The sequence below is a fragment of the Citrobacter sp. wls716 genome (assembly GCF_005280975.1).
Lineage (GTDB): Bacteria > Pseudomonadota > Gammaproteobacteria > Enterobacterales > Enterobacteriaceae > Citrobacter > Citrobacter youngae.
In genome coordinates this window covers 150510-167642 of record NZ_SZWX01000057.1, presented here as the reverse complement: position 1 = coordinate 167642, position 17133 = coordinate 150510, and the positions used below count along the sequence as shown (strand labels likewise).

Genomic DNA, 17133 nt, shown 5'->3' with positions numbered 1-17133 from the left:
GCTGACCCGCGAGTGGGTTAGCGCTCACGCCTGATTTCAGTGGATAAAGCAATATGGATATCGTTGGCGGACAAAACTTACGTCTGATGTGGGACGACCTGGCCGGGGTGTACGGAGATAAAACGGCGTTAATTTTCGAATCCTGCGAAGGAAACGTTCGGCAATTTAGCTATGCCTCGCTCAATGAAGAGATTAACCGCACGGCAAACCTGTTCTATTCTTTAGGGATCCGCAAGGGCGATAAGGTCGCATTGCATCTGGATAACTGTCCGGAATTCATTTTTTGCTGGTTTGGGCTGGCAAAAATTGGCGCCATTATGGTGCCGATTAATGCCCGCTTGCTGGGCGAAGAAAGCGCCTGGATCCTGCAAAACAGTCAGGTAAGCCTGCTGGTCACCAGCGCCCAGTTTTATCCTATGTACCGCCAGATACGGCTGGAAAATACCACACCGCTTAATCATATCTGTCTGATTGGCGAGCAACTTCCGGTTGAGGACGGCGTGAGCCACTTTACCCAACTGCAATCCCGTCAGTCCGCCACGCTGTGCTATACACCTGCGTTATCCACTGACGATACGGCGGAAATTCTGTTTACCTCAGGCACCACTTCACGACCTAAAGGGGTGGTGATTACCCACTACAACCTGCGATTTGCCGGCTACTACACTTCCTGGCAAATCGCCCTGCGCGATGATGACGTCTACATGACGGTAATGCCCGCTTTTCATATCGACTGTCAGTGTACGGCAGCCATGGCGGCATTCTCCGCAGGCAGCACCTTTGTGCTGTTGGAAAAGTACAGTGCCAGGGCGTTCTGGAATCAGGTGCATAGATATAAGGCGACGGTTACCGAATGCATTCCGATGATGATCAGAACGCTAATGGTACAACCTGCCGCACCAACCGACAGACAGCATCACCTGCGTGAAGTGATGTTCTACCTCAATTTATCCGAGCAGGAAAAAGACGATTTTACCGAACGCTTTGGCGTCAGGCTGCTGACCTCCTACGGTATGACTGAAACCATCGTCGGTATTATCGGCGACCGTCCCGGTGATAAACGACGCTGGCCCTCCATTGGCCGCGTGGGTTTTAGCTATGAAGCCGAAATCCGTGACGATCGCAACCGTCCCCTGCCCGCCGGAGAAATTGGTGAAATCTGTATTAAAGGCGTGCCGGGCAAAACAATCTTCAAAGAGTACTATGCCCAGCCGGAGGCTACCGCCAAAGCGCTGGAACCTGAAGGCTGGTTACATACCGGTGATTCGGGCTATCAGGATGCGGATGGCTATTTTTATTTCGTCGACAGACGCTGCAACATGATTAAACGCGGCGGAGAAAATGTCTCCTGCGTCGAGCTGGAAAATATTATTTCTGCGCATCCGAAAATTCAGGACATTGTGGTTGTCGGTATTAAAGATTCAATCCGTGATGAAGCCATTAAAGCGTTTATCGTCCTTAATGAAGGTGAAACATTAAGCGAAGCCGAGTTCTTCAGCTTCTGCGAAAACAATATGGCGAAATTCAAGGTTCCCTCTTTTATGGAGATCAGAACCGACCTGCCACGCAATTGTTCAGGAAAAATAATCAAAAAAAATCTGAAATAACCCTCACGGTAGGAATTCCTCCTACCGGGAAATCTATTTATCTGGAGATGAACTATGAGTGAATCATTACATCTGACCCGTAACGGCCCGATTCTGGAAATTACCCTCGACCGGCCTAAAGCCAATGCCATTGATGCCAAAACCAGCTTTGCCATGGGCGAAGCGTTTCTTAATTTTCGTGATGACCCGGAATTACGCGTCGCGATAATCACCGGCGGCGGTGAGAAATTCTTTTCTGCGGGCTGGGACTTAAAAGCGGCAGCTGAAGGTGAAGCGCCGGATGCCGATTTTGGCCCAGGCGGCTTTGCCGGTTTAACCGAAATTTTCGACCTCGATAAACCGGTCATCGCTGCGGTAAACGGCTATGCGTTTGGCGGTGGTTTTGAATTGGCGCTGGCGGCGGATTTTATCGTCTGCGCGGAAAATGCCAGCTTCGCGCTACCGGAAGCCAAGCTCGGGATCGTGCCTGACAGCGGCGGCGTTCTGCGTCTGCCGAAGCTACTGCCACCGGCTATCGTCAACGAAATGGTGATGACCGGCAGACGAATGAGCGCCGAAGAAGCGCTACGTTGGGGTATCGTCAACCGCGTTGTCAGCCAGAGCGAGCTGATGGATAGCGCGCGCGAACTGGCGCAGCAGCTGGTGAATAGCGCCCCGCTGGCTATCGCCGCGCTGAAAGAGATTTACCGCGCGACCAGCGAAATGCCGGTGGAAGAAGGCTACCGCTACATCCGCAGCGGCGTGCTGAAGCACTATCCATCAGTGCTGCACTCCGAAGATGCGCTCGAAGGACCGCTGGCGTTTGCCGAAAAACGCGATCCGGTGTGGAAAGGACGCTGATATCTCATGAGCTATTACGCCTTTGAAGGCCTGATTCCGGTAGTGCATCCAGAGGCGTATGTTCATCCCAGCGCCGTGTTGATTGGTGATGTGATCGTGGGGGCTGGCGTCTACGTCGGCCCACATGCCTCACTGCGCGGTGACTATGGTCGCCTGATTCTGGAGGCAGGTTCTAACTTGCAGGATGGCTGCATCATGCACGGTTATTGCGACACTGACACCATCGTGCATGAGAATGGGAACATCGGTCATGGCGCAATCCTGCACGGTTGCGTGGTGGGTAGGGACGCGCTGATCGGCATGAACAGCGTGATTATGGACGGCGCAGTGATTGGTGAAGAGAGCATTGTCGCCGCCATGAGCTTTGTCAAAGCCGGATTTCAGGGGGAGGCAAGGCAACTGCTGGTCGGCTCACCCGCTCGCGTATTGCGTGAAGTCACGGACCAGGAACTGCACTGGAAACGGTTAAACACCAAAGAGTATCAGGACCTTGCAACCCGCTGCCAAACAAGCCTACACGAAACGCAGCCCTTAACGCGGGTCGAAGAACACCGGCCGCGCCTGCAAGGCACGACGGACGTAAAACCTAAATCAGCACAGTAATTGATGCCGGATGCGCTCACGCTTATCCGGCCTACGCGTCAACCACCGTTTATGCCGCCATCAGGCAACTGACAATTAGCGACGCATACTCTTGGAGAGCATCATCTGCCATTTCTGCTCACGGTTGAGCTCTGTTGGCGGAACGGCAGACAGCCGCGGCGTTTTCGTCACACTCACCTTTTTTTCCTGCAAATTGTGGCTCAAACGGTTGTAGAGGTGAGAATCAATACTGATGACTTTTACCAGACGCTGGCACTGGCAGCCCCGGCCTGCAATCTGATTAGGGATCATCTTAACTTCACAAACAATTTCTCCCACTTCCGACAGAATATAAGAGAGCGTATTAATTGCTTTGCAGTGTTCAATATCAAAATGGCGGGAAATTTCCTTTGCGGTGATCCAACGATCTTCAGCCATCATCCAGTCAGCAATTAACAAATAAAGCGGTCTTTCAACATATTTTTCACACATAAGCACACCATTTCACAAATTAAAAATCTGGCTACGGCCTGTCCAAATTAATAAAAACTAAGCCATATTAAAATTGTGGATATAAAAGATAGTATGCGACTTGAATGTTGATTAGTGTGAGCAATATCGTGCTTATTACATTGAAAATGTGGTTATGAAACGGCATTTGGCCAGGAATGACCTTACGAGAGATAAAAAAAGGGTTTCTTTACAGAAACCCTTTCAAGATTATATTGCAGGTCCGGTTAACGCAATTATCACCGGACTCTGTGTTTATGACTTTTTGATCTGCGCGTGCATTTCCTGCACCGAGGTCACCTTCTCAGTGGCATCGGCATTCAGCGCCATTGCTGTGGCGAAACCGCCGTTCAGGGTAGTGTCATAATGCACTTTGTACTGCAGGGCGCTACGGCGAATCAGCTTGGAATCCTCAATCGCCTGACGACCTTCGGTGGTGTTGATGATGTAAGTGTACTCGCCATTCTTGATACGGTCCTGAATGTGCGGACGCCCTTCATGCACCTTGTTCACCAGACGTGGATTGATACCCGCTTCGCCCAGCACAATCGCCGTGCCGTGCGTTGCATCCAGCTCAAAACCAAACTTCAGCAGTTTCGCCGCCAGGTCAACCACACGCTCTTTATCGCCTTCGCGAACGGAGAGCAGCGCACGCCCCTGTTTTTTCATGGTGGAGCTGCTGCCCAGCTGTGCCTTAGCGAACGCTTCCGCGAAGGTACGGCCCACGCCCATTACTTCCCCGGTAGAGCGCATTTCTGGCCCTAACAGCGGGTCAACGCCCGGGAATTTGTTGAACGGCAGCACCACTTCTTTTACCGAGTAGTACGGCGGGATAACTTCCTTGGTGACGCCCTGCTGTGCCAGCGTTTTTCCGACCATTACGCGTGCCGCGACTTTTGCAAGCGCAACACCCGTTGCTTTGGAGACGAATGGAACGGTACGCGCCGCACGCGGGTTCACTTCAATCAGGTAAACTTCGTTATTCTTCACCGCAAACTGAACGTTCATCAGACCGCGAACCTGCAGTTCGAAGGCCAGTTTCTGCACCTGCTGACGCATCACATCCTGAATTTCCTGGCTCAGGGTGTACGCTGGCAGAGAACATGCGGAGTCACCGGAGTGTACGCCCGCCTGTTCGATGTGCTCCATGATGCCGCCAATCAGCACCATTTCGCCGTCGCAGATAGCGTCCACGTCCACTTCAACCGCATCGTCAAGGAAACGGTCCAGCAGTACCGGCGCATCGTTAGAAACGCTGACCGCAGTCTGGAAGTAGCGACGCAGGTCGGCTTCGTCGTAGACGATTTCCATCGCGCGACCACCGAGAACATACGACGGACGCACCACCAGCGGGTAGCCAATCTCTTTCGCCTTCTCAACAGCCTGTTCGATAGCCGTTACGGTAGCGTTCGCCGGTTGCTTCAGCTTCAGACGGTCAACCGCGTGCTGGAAACGCTCACGGTCTTCCGCGCGGTCGATGGCATCCGGGCTGGTGCCGATAACCGGTACACCTGCCGCTTCCAGCGCACGCGCCAGCTTCAGCGGGGTCTGGCCGCCGTACTGTACGATGACGCCTTTCGGCTTCTCAATACGCACGATTTCCAGTACGTCTTCCAGGGTTACCGGCTCAAAGTACAGGCGGTCGGAAGTATCGTAGTCGGTAGAGACGGTTTCCGGGTTACAGTTGACCATAATGGTCTCGTAACCGTCTTCGCGCAGCGCCAGAGAGGCGTGTACGCAGCAGTAGTCGAACTCAATGCCCTGACCGATACGGTTTGGACCACCGCCCAGCACCATGATTTTATCGCGGTCGACGGACGGATTTGCTTCACACTCATCTTCATAAGTGGAGTACATGTAAGCAGTGTCGGTGGCGAATTCTGCCGCGCAGGTATCCACGCGCTTGTAGACCGGGTGCAGGTTATATTGGTCACGCAGTTTGCGGATTTCCGCTTCGCGAACGCCGGCCAGTTTTGCCAGACGCGCATCAGCAAAGCCTTTGCGCTTCAGCACGCGCAGGAAGTCAGCGTCGAGGCCGTTGATGCCAAGGTCAATGACTTTTTCTTCCAGACGCACCAGCTCTTCAATCTGCACCAGGAACCAGCGGTCGATGTTGGTCAGGTTGAACACGCCATCGACGGACAGGCCAGCACGGAAGGCATCGGCGATGTACCAGATACGCTCAGCGCCAGCGTCTTTCAGCTCGCGACGGATTTTAGTCAGTGCTTCCGGGTCGTCCAGGCTGACTTTCGGGTCGAAGCCGGTCGCGCCCACTTCCAGACCGCGCAGCGCTTTCTGCAGCGATTCCTGCTGGGTGCGGCCAATCGCCATCACTTCACCGACAGATTTCATCTGCGTGGTCAGACGGTCATTAGCACCAACGAATTTCTCGAAGTTGAAGCGTGGAATTTTCGTCACAACGTAATCGATGGAGGGCTCAAACGAGGCCGGAGTACGGCCGCCGGTGATGTCGTTCATCAGCTCGTCGAGGGTATAACCCACCGCCAGCTTGGCGGCAACTTTCGCAATCGGGAAGCCGGTGGCTTTGGACGCCAGCGCCGAGGAGCGGGATACGCGCGGGTTCATCTCGATGACAATCAGGCGACCGTTTTTCGGGTTTACCGCAAACTGGACGTTAGAACCGCCGGTTTCCACGCCGATTTCACGCAGTACCGCCATCGAGGCGTTACGCATGATTTGATATTCTTTGTCGGTCAGCGTCTGGGCAGGTGCTACGGTGATGGAGTCACCGGTATGGATGCCCATAGCATCGAAGTTTTCGATGGAGCAGACGATGATGCAGTTGTCGTTTTTATCACGCACCACTTCCATCTCGTACTCTTTCCAGCCAATCAGCGATTCATCAATCAGCAGCTCGTTGGTTGGGGAAAGGTCCAGACCGCGTTCGCAGATTTCTTCGAACTCTTCGCGGTTGTAGGCGATACCGCCACCGGTACCGCCCATGGTGAAGCTAGGGCGGATAATGCACGGGAAGCCAACGTCAGCGGCAACCGCCAGCGCTTCTTCCATGGTGTGAGCGATGCCTGAACGCGCGGTGTCGAGACCAATCTTCTTCATCGCGATGTCGAAGCGACGACGGTCTTCCGCTTTATCAATAGCATCCGCCGTCGCGCCAATCATGGTCACGCCGAACTCAGCCAGTACGCCCTGGCGTTCCAGTTCCAGCGCACAGTTCAGCGCGGTCTGGCCGCCCATGGTTGGCAGCACCGCGTCCGGGCGTTCTTTCTCAATAATTTTGCGTACTACTTCCCAGTGAATCGGCTCGATGTAGGTGGCATCGGCCATTTCCGGGTCGGTCATGATGGTTGCCGGGTTGGAGTTCACCAGAATAACGCGGTAACCCTCTTCACGCAGGGCTTTACACGCCTGCGCGCCGGAATAGTCAAACTCACACGCCTGACCGATAACAATCGGACCCGCGCCCAGAATCAGGATACTTTTTATGTCTGTACGTTTTGGCATGGCTCTTTTACTCCTGATTATTTCGCGGACTGACGGTATTGCTCAATTAACTCGATAAAGTGGTCGAACAGCGGTGCGGCATCGTGCGGACCGGGGCTCGCTTCCGGGTGCCCCTGGAAGCTAAAGGCTGGCTTATCAGTACGATGAATGCCTTGCAGCGTGTGGTCGAACAGGGATTTATGCGTCACGCGCAGGTTCGCCGGAAGCGTCGCTTCATCGACCGCAAAACCGTGGTTCTGCGCGGTGATCATCACGGTGTTGTTATCAATATCTTTTACCGGATGGTTGCCGCCGTGGTGGCCGAACTTCATCTTAATGGTCTTCGCACCGCTTGCCAGCGCCAGCAGCTGATGGCCGAGGCAGATGCCAAATACCGGAATATCGGTTTCGAGGAATTTCTGAATCGCGGTAATCGCGTAATCACACGGTGCCGGGTCGCCAGGGCCGTTGGACAGGAAGATACCGTCCGGATTCATCTTGAGAACATCTTCAGCGGAGGTTTTCGCTGGAACCACCGTCAGGCGGCAGCCGCGGTCCGCTAACATACGCAGAATGTTACGTTTAGCGCCGAAATCGTACGCCACAACGTGGAACAGCAGTTCATCGGTAGATTTGGCTTCCGGCAGGTCACCGGCCAGCGTCCAGCTACCTTGCGTCCAGCTATACGGCTCCGCAGTGGTGACTTCTTTCGCCAGGTCCATACCGTTCAGGCCAGGGAAAGCTTTTGCTTTTTCCAGTGCCAGCGCCGCATCCGGGTTATCACCCGCGATGATGCAGCCGTTCTGTGCACCCTTTTCACGCAGCAAACGCGTCAGCTTACGGGTATCGATATCGGCAATCGCCACAATGTTATGGCGCTTCAGATAAGAAGAGAGGTCTTCGGTATCGCGGAAGTTGCTGGCAATCAGCGGCAGGTCACGAATGACCAGACCTTGCGCATGTACCTGAGAAGATTCAGCATCGGCTTCATTGGTGCCGACATTACCGATATGAGGATAAGTAAGAGTGACGATTTGGCGGGAATAGGAAGGATCAGTGAGGATTTCTTGATAACCGGTCATTGAAGTATTGAAAACGACTTCCCCAACCGCCGAACCTGTTGCCCCTATGGCCCGACCGTGAAACTGGGTTCCGTCTTCCAGAACCAATAGCGCTGACTTAATCAAAACACCCTCCAGAGAATATTCACTCACTTTATTTGCATATTAATTCATTAACACATCATGAATCAATGCAAATTTGCTTACCTATGGATTTCTGGCAAACGGCGGCATTCTAGAGATAGCCCACGTAAAAGTCTACCCAAAAGGACATTTTTTATTATTATTTTGCGCCATTGACGAATTAACCCGCCTCCAGGCACCAAAAAGATCAACTAACTTAGAGTGGAAAACGCTTGCGGGGCAGGAAGAGTATTAAATCTCAGAAACAAGAGACAAAAAGTAGACCAAATGGTCAAAATTTACATTTAACCAACACAAAAAGACAATAAAACTTATAAAAATAAGATATTCAATTCAAAATAAACTTGAAATAGGCAAAATAAAAGGGCAATAAAATATTGCCCTATGTAATCAATTGCTTATGATTACAATAACCACATCACGAAGGGTAAAAAACCTTACAAATTGCGTAAATCAAGCACATCTCGCATATCAAAAAGACCATTTGATTTAGATTTCAGCCAAACCGCCGATCTCACGGCGCCGTTGGCGAATGTCATACGGCTGGACGCTTTATGCGTGATCTCAATACGCTCGCCAATATCGGCGAACATCGCGGTATGTTCCCCGACGATATCCCCCGCTCGCACCGTGGCAAAACCAATCGTGCCCGGTACGCGCTCGCCGGTGTAACCCTCACGGGAATAGACTGCGCAGTCTTTCAGATCTTTATCCAGCGCCCCGGCAATCGCCTCGCCCATCGCCAGCGCAGTGCCTGACGGCGCATCCACTTTGTGGCGGTGATGCGCTTCAATAATCTCTATATCGGTGTAATCACCCATCACTTTCGCCGCTTTCTCCAGCAGCTTCAGCATGACGTTGACGCCGACGCTAAAGTTAGCGGCGAAGACGATGCCAATATCCTGCGCGGCATCGCGAATAGCCTGTTTTCCCGCCTCATCAAAGCCGGTGGTGCCAATTACCATCCCTTTCCCATGCTGGCGGCAAAACGCCAGATGCGCCAGCGTGCCTTCCGGGCGGGTAAAATCGATGAAAACATCGAAATCATCTTTCACCGCTTCAAGGCTACTTTGTACCGTAACGCCCGTTTTCCCGGCTCCGGCTAACTCTCCGGCATCGCTTCCCAGTAAGGAAGAGCCTTCGCGCTCCAGCGCCGCGCCAAGCTGTACGCCATCCATGCCAAGAGTGGCCTGAATCAACTGACGCCCCATGCGTCCACCGGCTCCCGCGATGGCAACGCGGATTTGTGCATCATGCATAGCTATTCTCTTTTGTTAATTTTACGTAAATCGTTTTCAGATTAACCAGCGTATCGCTGCGCCGCCAGCCGAAAACGTCGATAATTAGAATTTAATGATAAACAGGGAAAGATATCAGTAAAAGGCATGACGCCACGGAATAAGCAGCGTCATATCGTTATATAACGCGGAAATCAGGGGGCCAGTGCCAGAACGTGCGCCACCCACTGCTGGAACCCCTCGACATTCAGCCCCAGTGCCACCTGGGCATTAGCGGGTTGCCCCAGCCGCCCTTCGATATCTACTACCGTTGTGCCAGAGGTATATTCCCCCTGCGTTTCAACGGCGACAAAACAGGGCTTGAGCGTAAAGAGATCCGGGCGCACCAGCCAGGCAATCGCACAGAGATCGTGCATTCGCAGCCCCGTATTCATGCTACCGCTACGGTAGTGACTGAACAGCGCATGCAGCATTTTTCCCGTCTGGTTAAGCTGAGGTAACGTCGCCAGATACTCCGGCGCAAGCATCGCCTGGTTGGTCACGTCCAGCCCGCACATTACAATCTCCAGCCCGCTCTGGAAGACTTTCGCGGCAGCCTCGGGATCGATAGCAATATTAAACTCGGCGTTGGGTGTGAAGTTCCCGCGCCCGGCAGAACCGCCCATAATCACCAGGCGCTTAATGTTAAATACGCATTCAGGATAATGGGTCAGCAGCAGCGCAATGTTGGTCAGCGGGCCAATTGCCACCAGCGTCACGGGCTGTGAGGCATGCATCAGCGCATCGCGAATCGCCTGGAAGGCGGGTTTTGCCATCGCCTGGCGATCGTGCTCGACAAAATCATACCCTTCCATACCGGACTCGCCGTGCACGGAAGCGGCATCACGCAGCGGTCGCACCAGCGGCATCGATGCTCCCTGCGCCAGTGGAACATCCGCATTCCAGAAGTGCAGCAGTTGCAACGCATTACGGGTGGTTTTTTCCACCGACACATTGCCTGCGACAGTGGTCATCAGTTGCAGATCCAGCTCAGGGGCAAACAGCGCGGCGGCAATGGCGGCGGCATCATCAATGCCGGGATCGGTATCAAGAATGATCGGTAAGCGCATGGTTTCTCCATAAAAAAATGCCAGACGTTAAGTCTGGCATCTTCTCATAATCATAACCGGAAAGACTTACTCTACTTCACGAACATCCACACGCAGCTCTTTCGGCACTTCGAAAACGATGTTCTCTTCGCGGCCTTCCAGCGGAATAGCTTCCCCACCGCCAAGTTCCTGCAGGCGAGCAATCACGTTTTGCACCAGGATATCCGGTGCCGAGGCTCCGGCCGTCACGCCTACGCACTTCGCCTCTTTCACCCACGCTTCCTGGATGTCGGTCGCATCGTCAATCAAATACGCCGCTTTCCCCATTCGCTGTGCCAGTTCAGCCAGACGGTTGGAGTTAGAGGAGTTCTTCGAGCCGACCACCAGCACAACATCAGCCTGTTCCGCCAGCGCGCGAACCGCTTCCTGACGGTTGGTGGTGGCATAACAGATATCATCTTTGCGCGGTCCGACAATTTTCGGGAAGCGTTGACGCAGCGCGTCAATAACGTCAGAAGTGTCGTCAACGGAGAGCGTGGTCTGCGTCATGAAGGATAATTTGCCTTCATTTTTCACATTCAGTTTCAGCACATCTTCCGGTGATTCAACCAGGTACATTCCCCCTTGCGGGTTGCTGTACTGGCCCATCGTGCCTTCGACTTCCGGGTGACCGGCGTGACCAATCAGAATGGATTCTTCGCCACGACGGCTGGCGCGGGCAACTTCCATATGTACTTTGGTCACCAGCGGGCAGGTTGCATCAAAAACCGTGAGGTCGCGGCCTTTGGCTTCGTTACGCACCGCCTGAGACACGCCGTGGGCAGAAAAGATCAGGATCGCACCGTCCGGCACTTCACTGATTTGCTCGATAAAAATAGCCCCGCGCTCACGCAGGCTATCCACCACATAACGGTTATGTACCACTTCATGACGGACATAAATCGGCGCGCCGTAAATAGCCAGCGCGTTTTCGACAATGCTGATAGCGCGGTCTACGCCAGCGCAGAAACCGCGCGGGTTGGCCAACAGGATCTGCATTTTACGCCTCCAGTGCCGGTTCGACTTCCAGCACTTCAATATCAAAATGAACGGTATGCCCAGCCAGCGGATGGTTGAAATCAACCGTGATCGAGTCACCGTTGATTTCGCGGATAACACCTGGCATCTCACTGCCGTCCATTGCGGTAAAGAGCATGATAGCGCCAATTTCTGGCTCGCCCGCGTCCATAAATTCCCGACGCGAGAAATACTGAATTAAGTCCGGACTTGATACGCCAAAGGCGGCATCCGGCTCCAGAGCAAAGGTGGTTTTATCGCCTTCTTTTAGCCCCAGCAGCTGTTGCTCCAGTCCTTCAGACAGAGAACCGTCGCCCAGGCGAAACAGCGCAGGCTTGCCGTTATTGCGGGTTGACTCTGCGGTGGAGCCATCGTCGAGCTTAAGGGTGAAGTGCACCAGCACCGCACTGTTACTCTGTACTGATTTAGACATGCAGGTTGCTCTTTAAAATTGCTGCCGCCTGTCTGCCCGGTGGCACTACGCTTACCGGGCCTACAAGGATCGCAGTAAATTGTAGGCCGGATTAGCATAGCGCCATCCGGCATTTTTTTATGCGGCTTTTTTCTCTTTCGACGGCAGGAAGCCTTCGAGAACAATCAATGCCGCCCCGATACAGATAGCTGTATCGGCCAGATTGAAGGTCGCGAAATGCCAGTCACCGACGTAAAAGTCAATCATATCAACCACGAAGCCGTGCCACAGGCGGTCGAACAGGTTGCCCAGCGCACCGCCAATGATTAACGCATACGCGATGTTATTCAGCTTCTGCGTCGCCTTCGAGCGATACATCATCACCATCAGGATGACGCAAATACCGATGGCAATACCGGCAAAGAACCAACGTTGCCAGCCACCGCTGTCGGCTAAGAAGCTAAACGCCGCGCCATAGTTACGCGCATAGTGCAGATTAAGCGACGGGAACAGCGACACCGTATCCCCCAGAGCAAAGTTCTGGAGGATCAGGTATTTGCTGCCTAAGTCGATAATCAGCACGGCTACCACCAGCCACAGCCAGCGTAGTCCTGTTGAACAGAGAGGCTTACTCATCAGGCAAACTTACGTTGTTCGCCATCACCGGCGATGTTGCTGACACAGCGTCCGCAGATATCTGCATGTTCCGCCACCTGGCCGACGTCGGTAGTGTAATGCCAGCAGCGCGGACATTTATCACCTTCGGCTTTGCTCAGTACAATTTTCAGACCTTTGAGCAGTTCGCTCTGCTGAGCATCAGCTGGAGCCGCTGCAAAATCTGCAACCGTCGCGCCGGAGGTCAGCAGAACAAAGCGCAACTCTTCGCCCAGCGCGGTCAGTTTCGCCGCCAGCTCAGGTTCAGCGTACAGGGTCACTGCCGCTTCCAGAGAACCGCCGACTTTCTTATCCGCACGCGCCTGCTCGATAACCTTGTTCACTTCGCCACGCACTTTCAGCAGTTCGTCCCAGAAGGCATCGTTCATCGCTTCGGTTTCGCCTAAGCCAAACAGACCTTCGTACCATTCACCGGTAAAGACGTATTTCTCACGATCGCCCGGCAGGTAGCCCCAGATTTCATCTGCGGTGAAGGACATGATCGGCGCCATCCAGCGAACCAGCGCTTCTGCAATATGGAACAGCGCAGTCTGGCAGCTACGACGCGCCACACTGTCCGCTTTCGCGGTGTACTGACGGTCTTTGATGATGTCGAGGTAGAACGAACCCATTTCTACGGAGCAGAAGCGCATCAGGCGCTGTACCACTTCGTGGAAGTCATAGGCTTCATAGGCTTTCAGGATTTCGTCCTGCGCCGCTTGCGCACAGCCTACCGCCCACCTGTCCAGCACCACCATCTCTTCCGGTTTCACCATGTCTTTAACCGGATCGAACCCGTTCAGGTTCGCCAGCAGGAAGCGCGCGGTGTTACGGATACGACGATAGCTGTCGGCAGCACGTTTCAGGATTTCGTCAGAAACGGCCATTTCGCCAGTATAGTCGGTAGAAGCAACCCACAGACGCAGAATATCCGCGCCCAGTTTGTTCATCACGTCCTGCGGAGAAACGGTGTTACCGATAGATTTGGACATCTTACGGCCCTGACCATCAACGGTGAAACCGTGGGTCAGTACCTGGCGATAAGGTGCTTTGCCTTTCATGGCGGTGGAGATCATCAAAGAAGACATGAACCAGCCACGGTGCTGGTCAGAACCTTCCAGATACATATCTGCCGCATGGCCCGCAAACTCAGGACGCACATCCACGACGGATGAGTGGGTTGAACCGGAGTCGAACCACACGTCCAGCGTATCCGGGACTTTGACATACTGGTCAGCTTCGTCGCCGAGGATATCTTTCGGATCGAGATCCCACCACGCCTGGATGCCGTCAACTTCAACGCGTTTAGCCACTTCTTCCATCAGTTCGATAGCGCGCGGATGCAGCTCTTCGGTGTCTTTGTGAACAAACAGAGACATCGGCACCCCCCACGTACGCTGACGGGAGATACACCAGTCAGGACGGTTGGCAACCATCGATTCAATACGCGCCTGGCCCCAGTCCGGGATCCACTGTACGCCTTTGATCTCTTTCAGCGACTGCGCGCGCAGGCCTTTCTGATCCATGCTGACGAACCACTGCGGGGTCGCACGGAAGATGATCGGTGACTTGTGACGCCAGCAGCATGGATAGCTGTGCTGCATCTTCTCAACGTGCAGCAGCGCGCCTTTTTCGCTCAGCAGCGCAACAATTTTGTCGTTGGCTTTAAAGACATTCACACCGTCCAGATCCGGATAGGTACCCGCCAGGTATGCGCCGTCCGGGCCAACCGGGTTAGCGATTTCCAGACCGTATTTCTGGCTGATGACGTAGTCATCCGGACCGTGACCGCCAGCGGTATGGACCGCACCGGTACCCGCATCCAGCGTCACGTGATCGCCAAGGATAGCCGGCACGTCAAAGCCCATAAACGGATGGGTAAAGCGCAGCAGTTCCAGCTCAGCGCCTTTCACGGTGCCGAGAATGGTGTATTCAGCCGCGCCAATACGCTGCATGACGCTTTCAACCAGATCTTTAGCCAGAATCACAGCCTGGCCGTCAATCTGCACCAGCGCATAGTCAAAATCAGGTGCCAGAGAGATTGCGCGGTTCGCCGGTAACGTCCACGGGGTAGTGGTCCAGATAACCAGAGAGATCGGGCCGTTGACGTCAGAAACGCCAAATTTCGCTTTCACCGCATCCTGATCGGCAGCGTGGAACGCCACGTCGATGGACGGGGAGGTTTTGTCATAATACTCAACTTCCGCTTCCGCCAGCGCGGAACGGCAGTCAACGCACCAGTGCACCGGCTTCGCACCTTTGTGCAGGTGACCGTTGCCGATGATTTTACCCAGCGCACGAATGATGTTGGCTTCAGTTTTGAAGTCCATGGTCAGGTACGGATGCGACCAGTCGCCCAGTACGCCAAGACGGATAAAGTCTTTACGCTGACCATCAACCTGGGTCGCTGCGTATTCACGGCACTTGGCGCGGAACTCAGCAGCGGTGAACTTCTCGCCCGGCTTGCCGTATTCCTGTTCTACTTTCAGCTCGATCGGCAGACCGTGGCAGTCCCAGCCCGGAACGTACGGCGAGTCATAGCCCGTGAGTCCTTTGGACTTCACGATAATGTCTTTCAGAATCTTGTTAACCGAGTGACCAATATGAATGCTGCCATTCGCATAAGGAGGGCCATCATGCAGAATGAAGGTTTTTTTGCCTTTTTTGGCCGCACGAATGATGCCGTACAGGTCATCATCAGTCCAACGCGCCAGCATTCCCGGTTCGCGCTTGGCGAGATCGCCGCGCATCGGGAACCCTGTTTCCGGCAAATTCAGGGTTGATTTATAGTCACTCATCAGATTCTCGGTTCCGTATTTAAAACTCGTATAGGCATTAAGCCGGTTTTGTTAGCCCAAAAAATTCACGGGCAGTCAACTCATCACGCGCAATCTGCGCTTTTAGTTCATCCAGCGAGGCAAATCGCTGTTCGCTGCGTATTTTTTTACGCAGTACTACATCTATATGGCGACCATACAGGTCCATTACAACGTCCAACAGATGCACTTCCAACTGCTGGCGTACGCCTGCTACCGTCGGGCGGGTGCCGATGTTGGCAACGCCGGGGAAAGGTTTATCACCCAGCCCCATCACTTCAACCGCATAAACCCCTTTCACTGGAGACACCTGGCGACGAAGCGGTAAGTTTGCCGTCGGAAAACCGATAGTGCGCCCTAACTCGTCACCGTGAACGACGCGTCCTGAGATAGTAAAAGGATGCCCAAGCAGGCTTTCGGCCAGTTGCAGGTTATCTTCGGCCAGCGCCTGACGTACTGCGGTGCTGCTGATACGCACACCGCCTTCACAGAAGGTTTGGGTACTGGTGATATCAAAACCATACTCAGCGCCCGCTTCCTGTAATAACAAGAAATCACCCGCACGGCTAGCGCCAAAGCGGAAATCATCGCCAACGGCAAGAAATTGTACACCAAGGCGCTTCACCAGCAGGTCGCTGATAAAAGTCTGCGCCGTTAATGCGGCAAAACGTCGGTCAAAACGCACGCACAGTACGTAATCCACGCCGCATTCCGCCAGATAACGCAGTTTTTCTCGCAGGCGTGTAAGGCGCGCAGGCGACTTATCCGTCGCAAACAGCTCCAGCGGCTGCGGCTCAAAAATCATCACCATTACTGGTAAATTGCGTTTGCGCCCTTCTTCCCGTAAGCCCTGCAGCAACGCACGGTGACCACGGTGCACGCCGTCGAAATTACCAATAGTCAGCACACACCCATGCGGGGCCTGACTGAGATTATGTATGCCTCGTATCAGCTTCATGTCTGGCTCAAAACAGTGAAAATCGTGAAAGTATACCCTGTACCGCGGTCAACGTTAACCGGCGATTGTTTCTACGAAACAGAAAGAGGATGGTTTTCATTGTTATGAAACAAATTGACGCCCTTCACCGGCACACCAATGCAATTTTTCTCGTCGAAAAGCTGTATTCACGCCACGCAAGCTGGTAGAATCCTGCGCCATCACTACGCAACGAGTGCTGGAATTTAAACGGCGCTTATTTGCACAAATCCATTGACAAAAGAAGGCTAAAAGGGCATATTCCTCGGCCTTTGAATTGTCCATATAGAACACATTTGGGAGTTGGACCTTGGCTAATATCAAATCAGCTAAGAAGCGCGCCGTTCAGTCTGAAAAGGCCCGCAAGCACAACGCTAGCCGTCGCTCTATGATGCGTACTTTCATCAAGAAAGTATACGCAGCTATCGAAGCTGGCGACAAAGCTACTGCACTGAAAGCATTTAACGAAATGCAACCAATCGTGGACCGTCAGGCTGCTAAAGGTCTGATCCACAAAAACAAAGCTGCGCGTCATAAAGCAAACCTGACTGCACAGATCAACAAACTGGCTTAATCGCCTGTCTGTTGTCGCTTTGTGAAAAAACCCGCGCAAGCGGGTTTTTTTATGCCTGTCGTTTGTACAACCAGCTTCGAAGGCAACCGTCATCCACTGACCTTGTTCGTACT

General features: G+C 53.5%; 14 protein-coding genes and 1 pseudogene. 4 read left to right on the top strand and 11 right to left on the bottom strand.

Annotation, left to right across the window (positions count from 1 at the left end; all coding sequences use genetic code 11):
- Positions 1 to 53: 53 nt before the first annotated feature.
- Genes caiC through caiE form a run of 3 tightly spaced genes read left to right on the top strand, consistent with a single transcriptional unit; the run spans position 54 to position 3050 of the window.
- Entirely contained in the window at positions 54 to 1607 is a 1554-nt protein-coding gene (gene caiC / locus FDX24_RS22605) for a crotonobetaine/carnitine-CoA ligase (RefSeq protein ID WP_137364974.1), read from the top strand.
- 54 nt (positions 1608 to 1661) lie between these two features.
- Complete coding sequence (gene caiD / locus FDX24_RS22600; protein WP_042312416.1) at positions 1662 to 2447, top strand: crotonobetainyl-CoA hydratase; 786 nt, start codon at positions 1662 to 1664, stop codon at positions 2445 to 2447.
- Between the two features lie 6 nt (positions 2448 to 2453).
- Positions 2454 to 3050 carry a carnitine operon protein CaiE gene (gene caiE / locus FDX24_RS22595; RefSeq protein WP_137364973.1) on the top strand — a complete coding sequence of 199 codons (597 nt, stop codon included), beginning with the start codon at positions 2454 to 2456 and terminating at the stop codon, positions 3048 to 3050.
- A gap of 75 nt (positions 3051 to 3125) precedes the next feature.
- Here caiE and caiF read toward each other — a convergent pair whose 3' ends face one another.
- The 11 genes and pseudogenes from caiF to FDX24_RS23760 all read right to left on the bottom strand — a co-directional run bounded on the left by caiF (position 3126) and on the right by FDX24_RS23760 (position 16639).
- Positions 3126 to 3521 carry a carnitine metabolism transcriptional regulator CaiF gene (caiF, locus tag FDX24_RS22590; RefSeq protein WP_137364972.1) on the bottom strand — a complete coding sequence of 132 codons (396 nt, stop codon included), beginning with the start codon at positions 3519 to 3521 and terminating at the stop codon, positions 3126 to 3128.
- 273 nt (positions 3522 to 3794) lie between these two features.
- Positions 3795 to 7022 carry a carbamoyl-phosphate synthase large subunit gene (carB, locus tag FDX24_RS22585; protein ID WP_137364971.1) on the bottom strand — a complete coding sequence of 1076 codons (3228 nt, stop codon included), beginning with the start codon at positions 7020 to 7022 and terminating at the stop codon, positions 3795 to 3797.
- A gap of 17 nt (positions 7023 to 7039) precedes the next feature.
- Positions 7040 to 8188 carry a glutamine-hydrolyzing carbamoyl-phosphate synthase small subunit gene (gene carA, locus FDX24_RS22580; RefSeq protein ID WP_137364970.1) on the bottom strand — a complete coding sequence of 383 codons (1149 nt, stop codon included), beginning with the start codon at positions 8186 to 8188 and terminating at the stop codon, positions 7040 to 7042.
- A 455-nt stretch (positions 8189 to 8643) separates the two neighbouring features.
- Positions 8644 to 9465, bottom strand: a complete 822-nt coding sequence (gene dapB, locus FDX24_RS22575; RefSeq protein ID WP_048212738.1) for a 4-hydroxy-tetrahydrodipicolinate reductase — start codon at positions 9463 to 9465, stop codon at positions 8644 to 8646.
- Between the two features lie 173 nt (positions 9466 to 9638).
- A complete protein-coding gene (rihC, locus tag FDX24_RS22570; protein WP_137364969.1) occupies positions 9639 to 10553 on the bottom strand; it encodes a ribonucleoside hydrolase RihC in 915 nt (304 codons plus the stop codon).
- 66 nt (positions 10554 to 10619) lie between these two features.
- A complete protein-coding gene (gene ispH, locus FDX24_RS22565) occupies positions 10620 to 11570 on the bottom strand; it encodes a 4-hydroxy-3-methylbut-2-enyl diphosphate reductase (protein ID WP_032948486.1) in 951 nt (316 codons plus the stop codon).
- 1 nt (position 11571) lies between these two features.
- Entirely contained in the window at positions 11572 to 12021 is a 450-nt protein-coding gene (fkpB, locus tag FDX24_RS22560) for an FKBP-type peptidyl-prolyl cis-trans isomerase (protein ID WP_115600998.1), read from the bottom strand.
- Between the two features lie 117 nt (positions 12022 to 12138).
- Positions 12139 to 12636 (bottom strand): signal peptidase II, encoded by a 498-nt coding sequence (lspA, locus tag FDX24_RS22555; RefSeq protein WP_048212740.1) that lies wholly within the window; start codon positions 12634 to 12636, stop codon positions 12139 to 12141.
- Positions 12636 to 15452: an isoleucine--tRNA ligase gene (gene ileS, locus FDX24_RS22550; protein ID WP_137364968.1), complete on the bottom strand. Its 2817-nt coding sequence runs from the start codon at positions 15450 to 15452 to the stop codon at positions 12636 to 12638. Before ileS ends, lspA begins: the two co-directional genes overlap by 1 nt.
- A gap of 37 nt (positions 15453 to 15489) precedes the next feature.
- Complete coding sequence (ribF, locus tag FDX24_RS22545) at positions 15490 to 16428, bottom strand: bifunctional riboflavin kinase/FAD synthetase (RefSeq protein WP_016155656.1); 939 nt, start codon at positions 16426 to 16428, stop codon at positions 15490 to 15492.
- Between the two features lie 7 nt (positions 16429 to 16435).
- A pseudogene (locus FDX24_RS23760) lies at positions 16436 to 16639 on the bottom strand (DUF2575 domain-containing protein).
- Between the two features lie 117 nt (positions 16640 to 16756).
- Between FDX24_RS23760 and rpsT the strand changes: the two are divergent.
- The gene (gene rpsT / locus FDX24_RS22535) at positions 16757 to 17020 is read left to right on the top strand and encodes a 30S ribosomal protein S20 (protein ID WP_003018940.1); all 264 of its coding nucleotides are present in this window, start codon (positions 16757 to 16759) and stop codon (positions 17018 to 17020) included.
- Positions 17021 to 17133 lie beyond the last annotated feature (113 nt).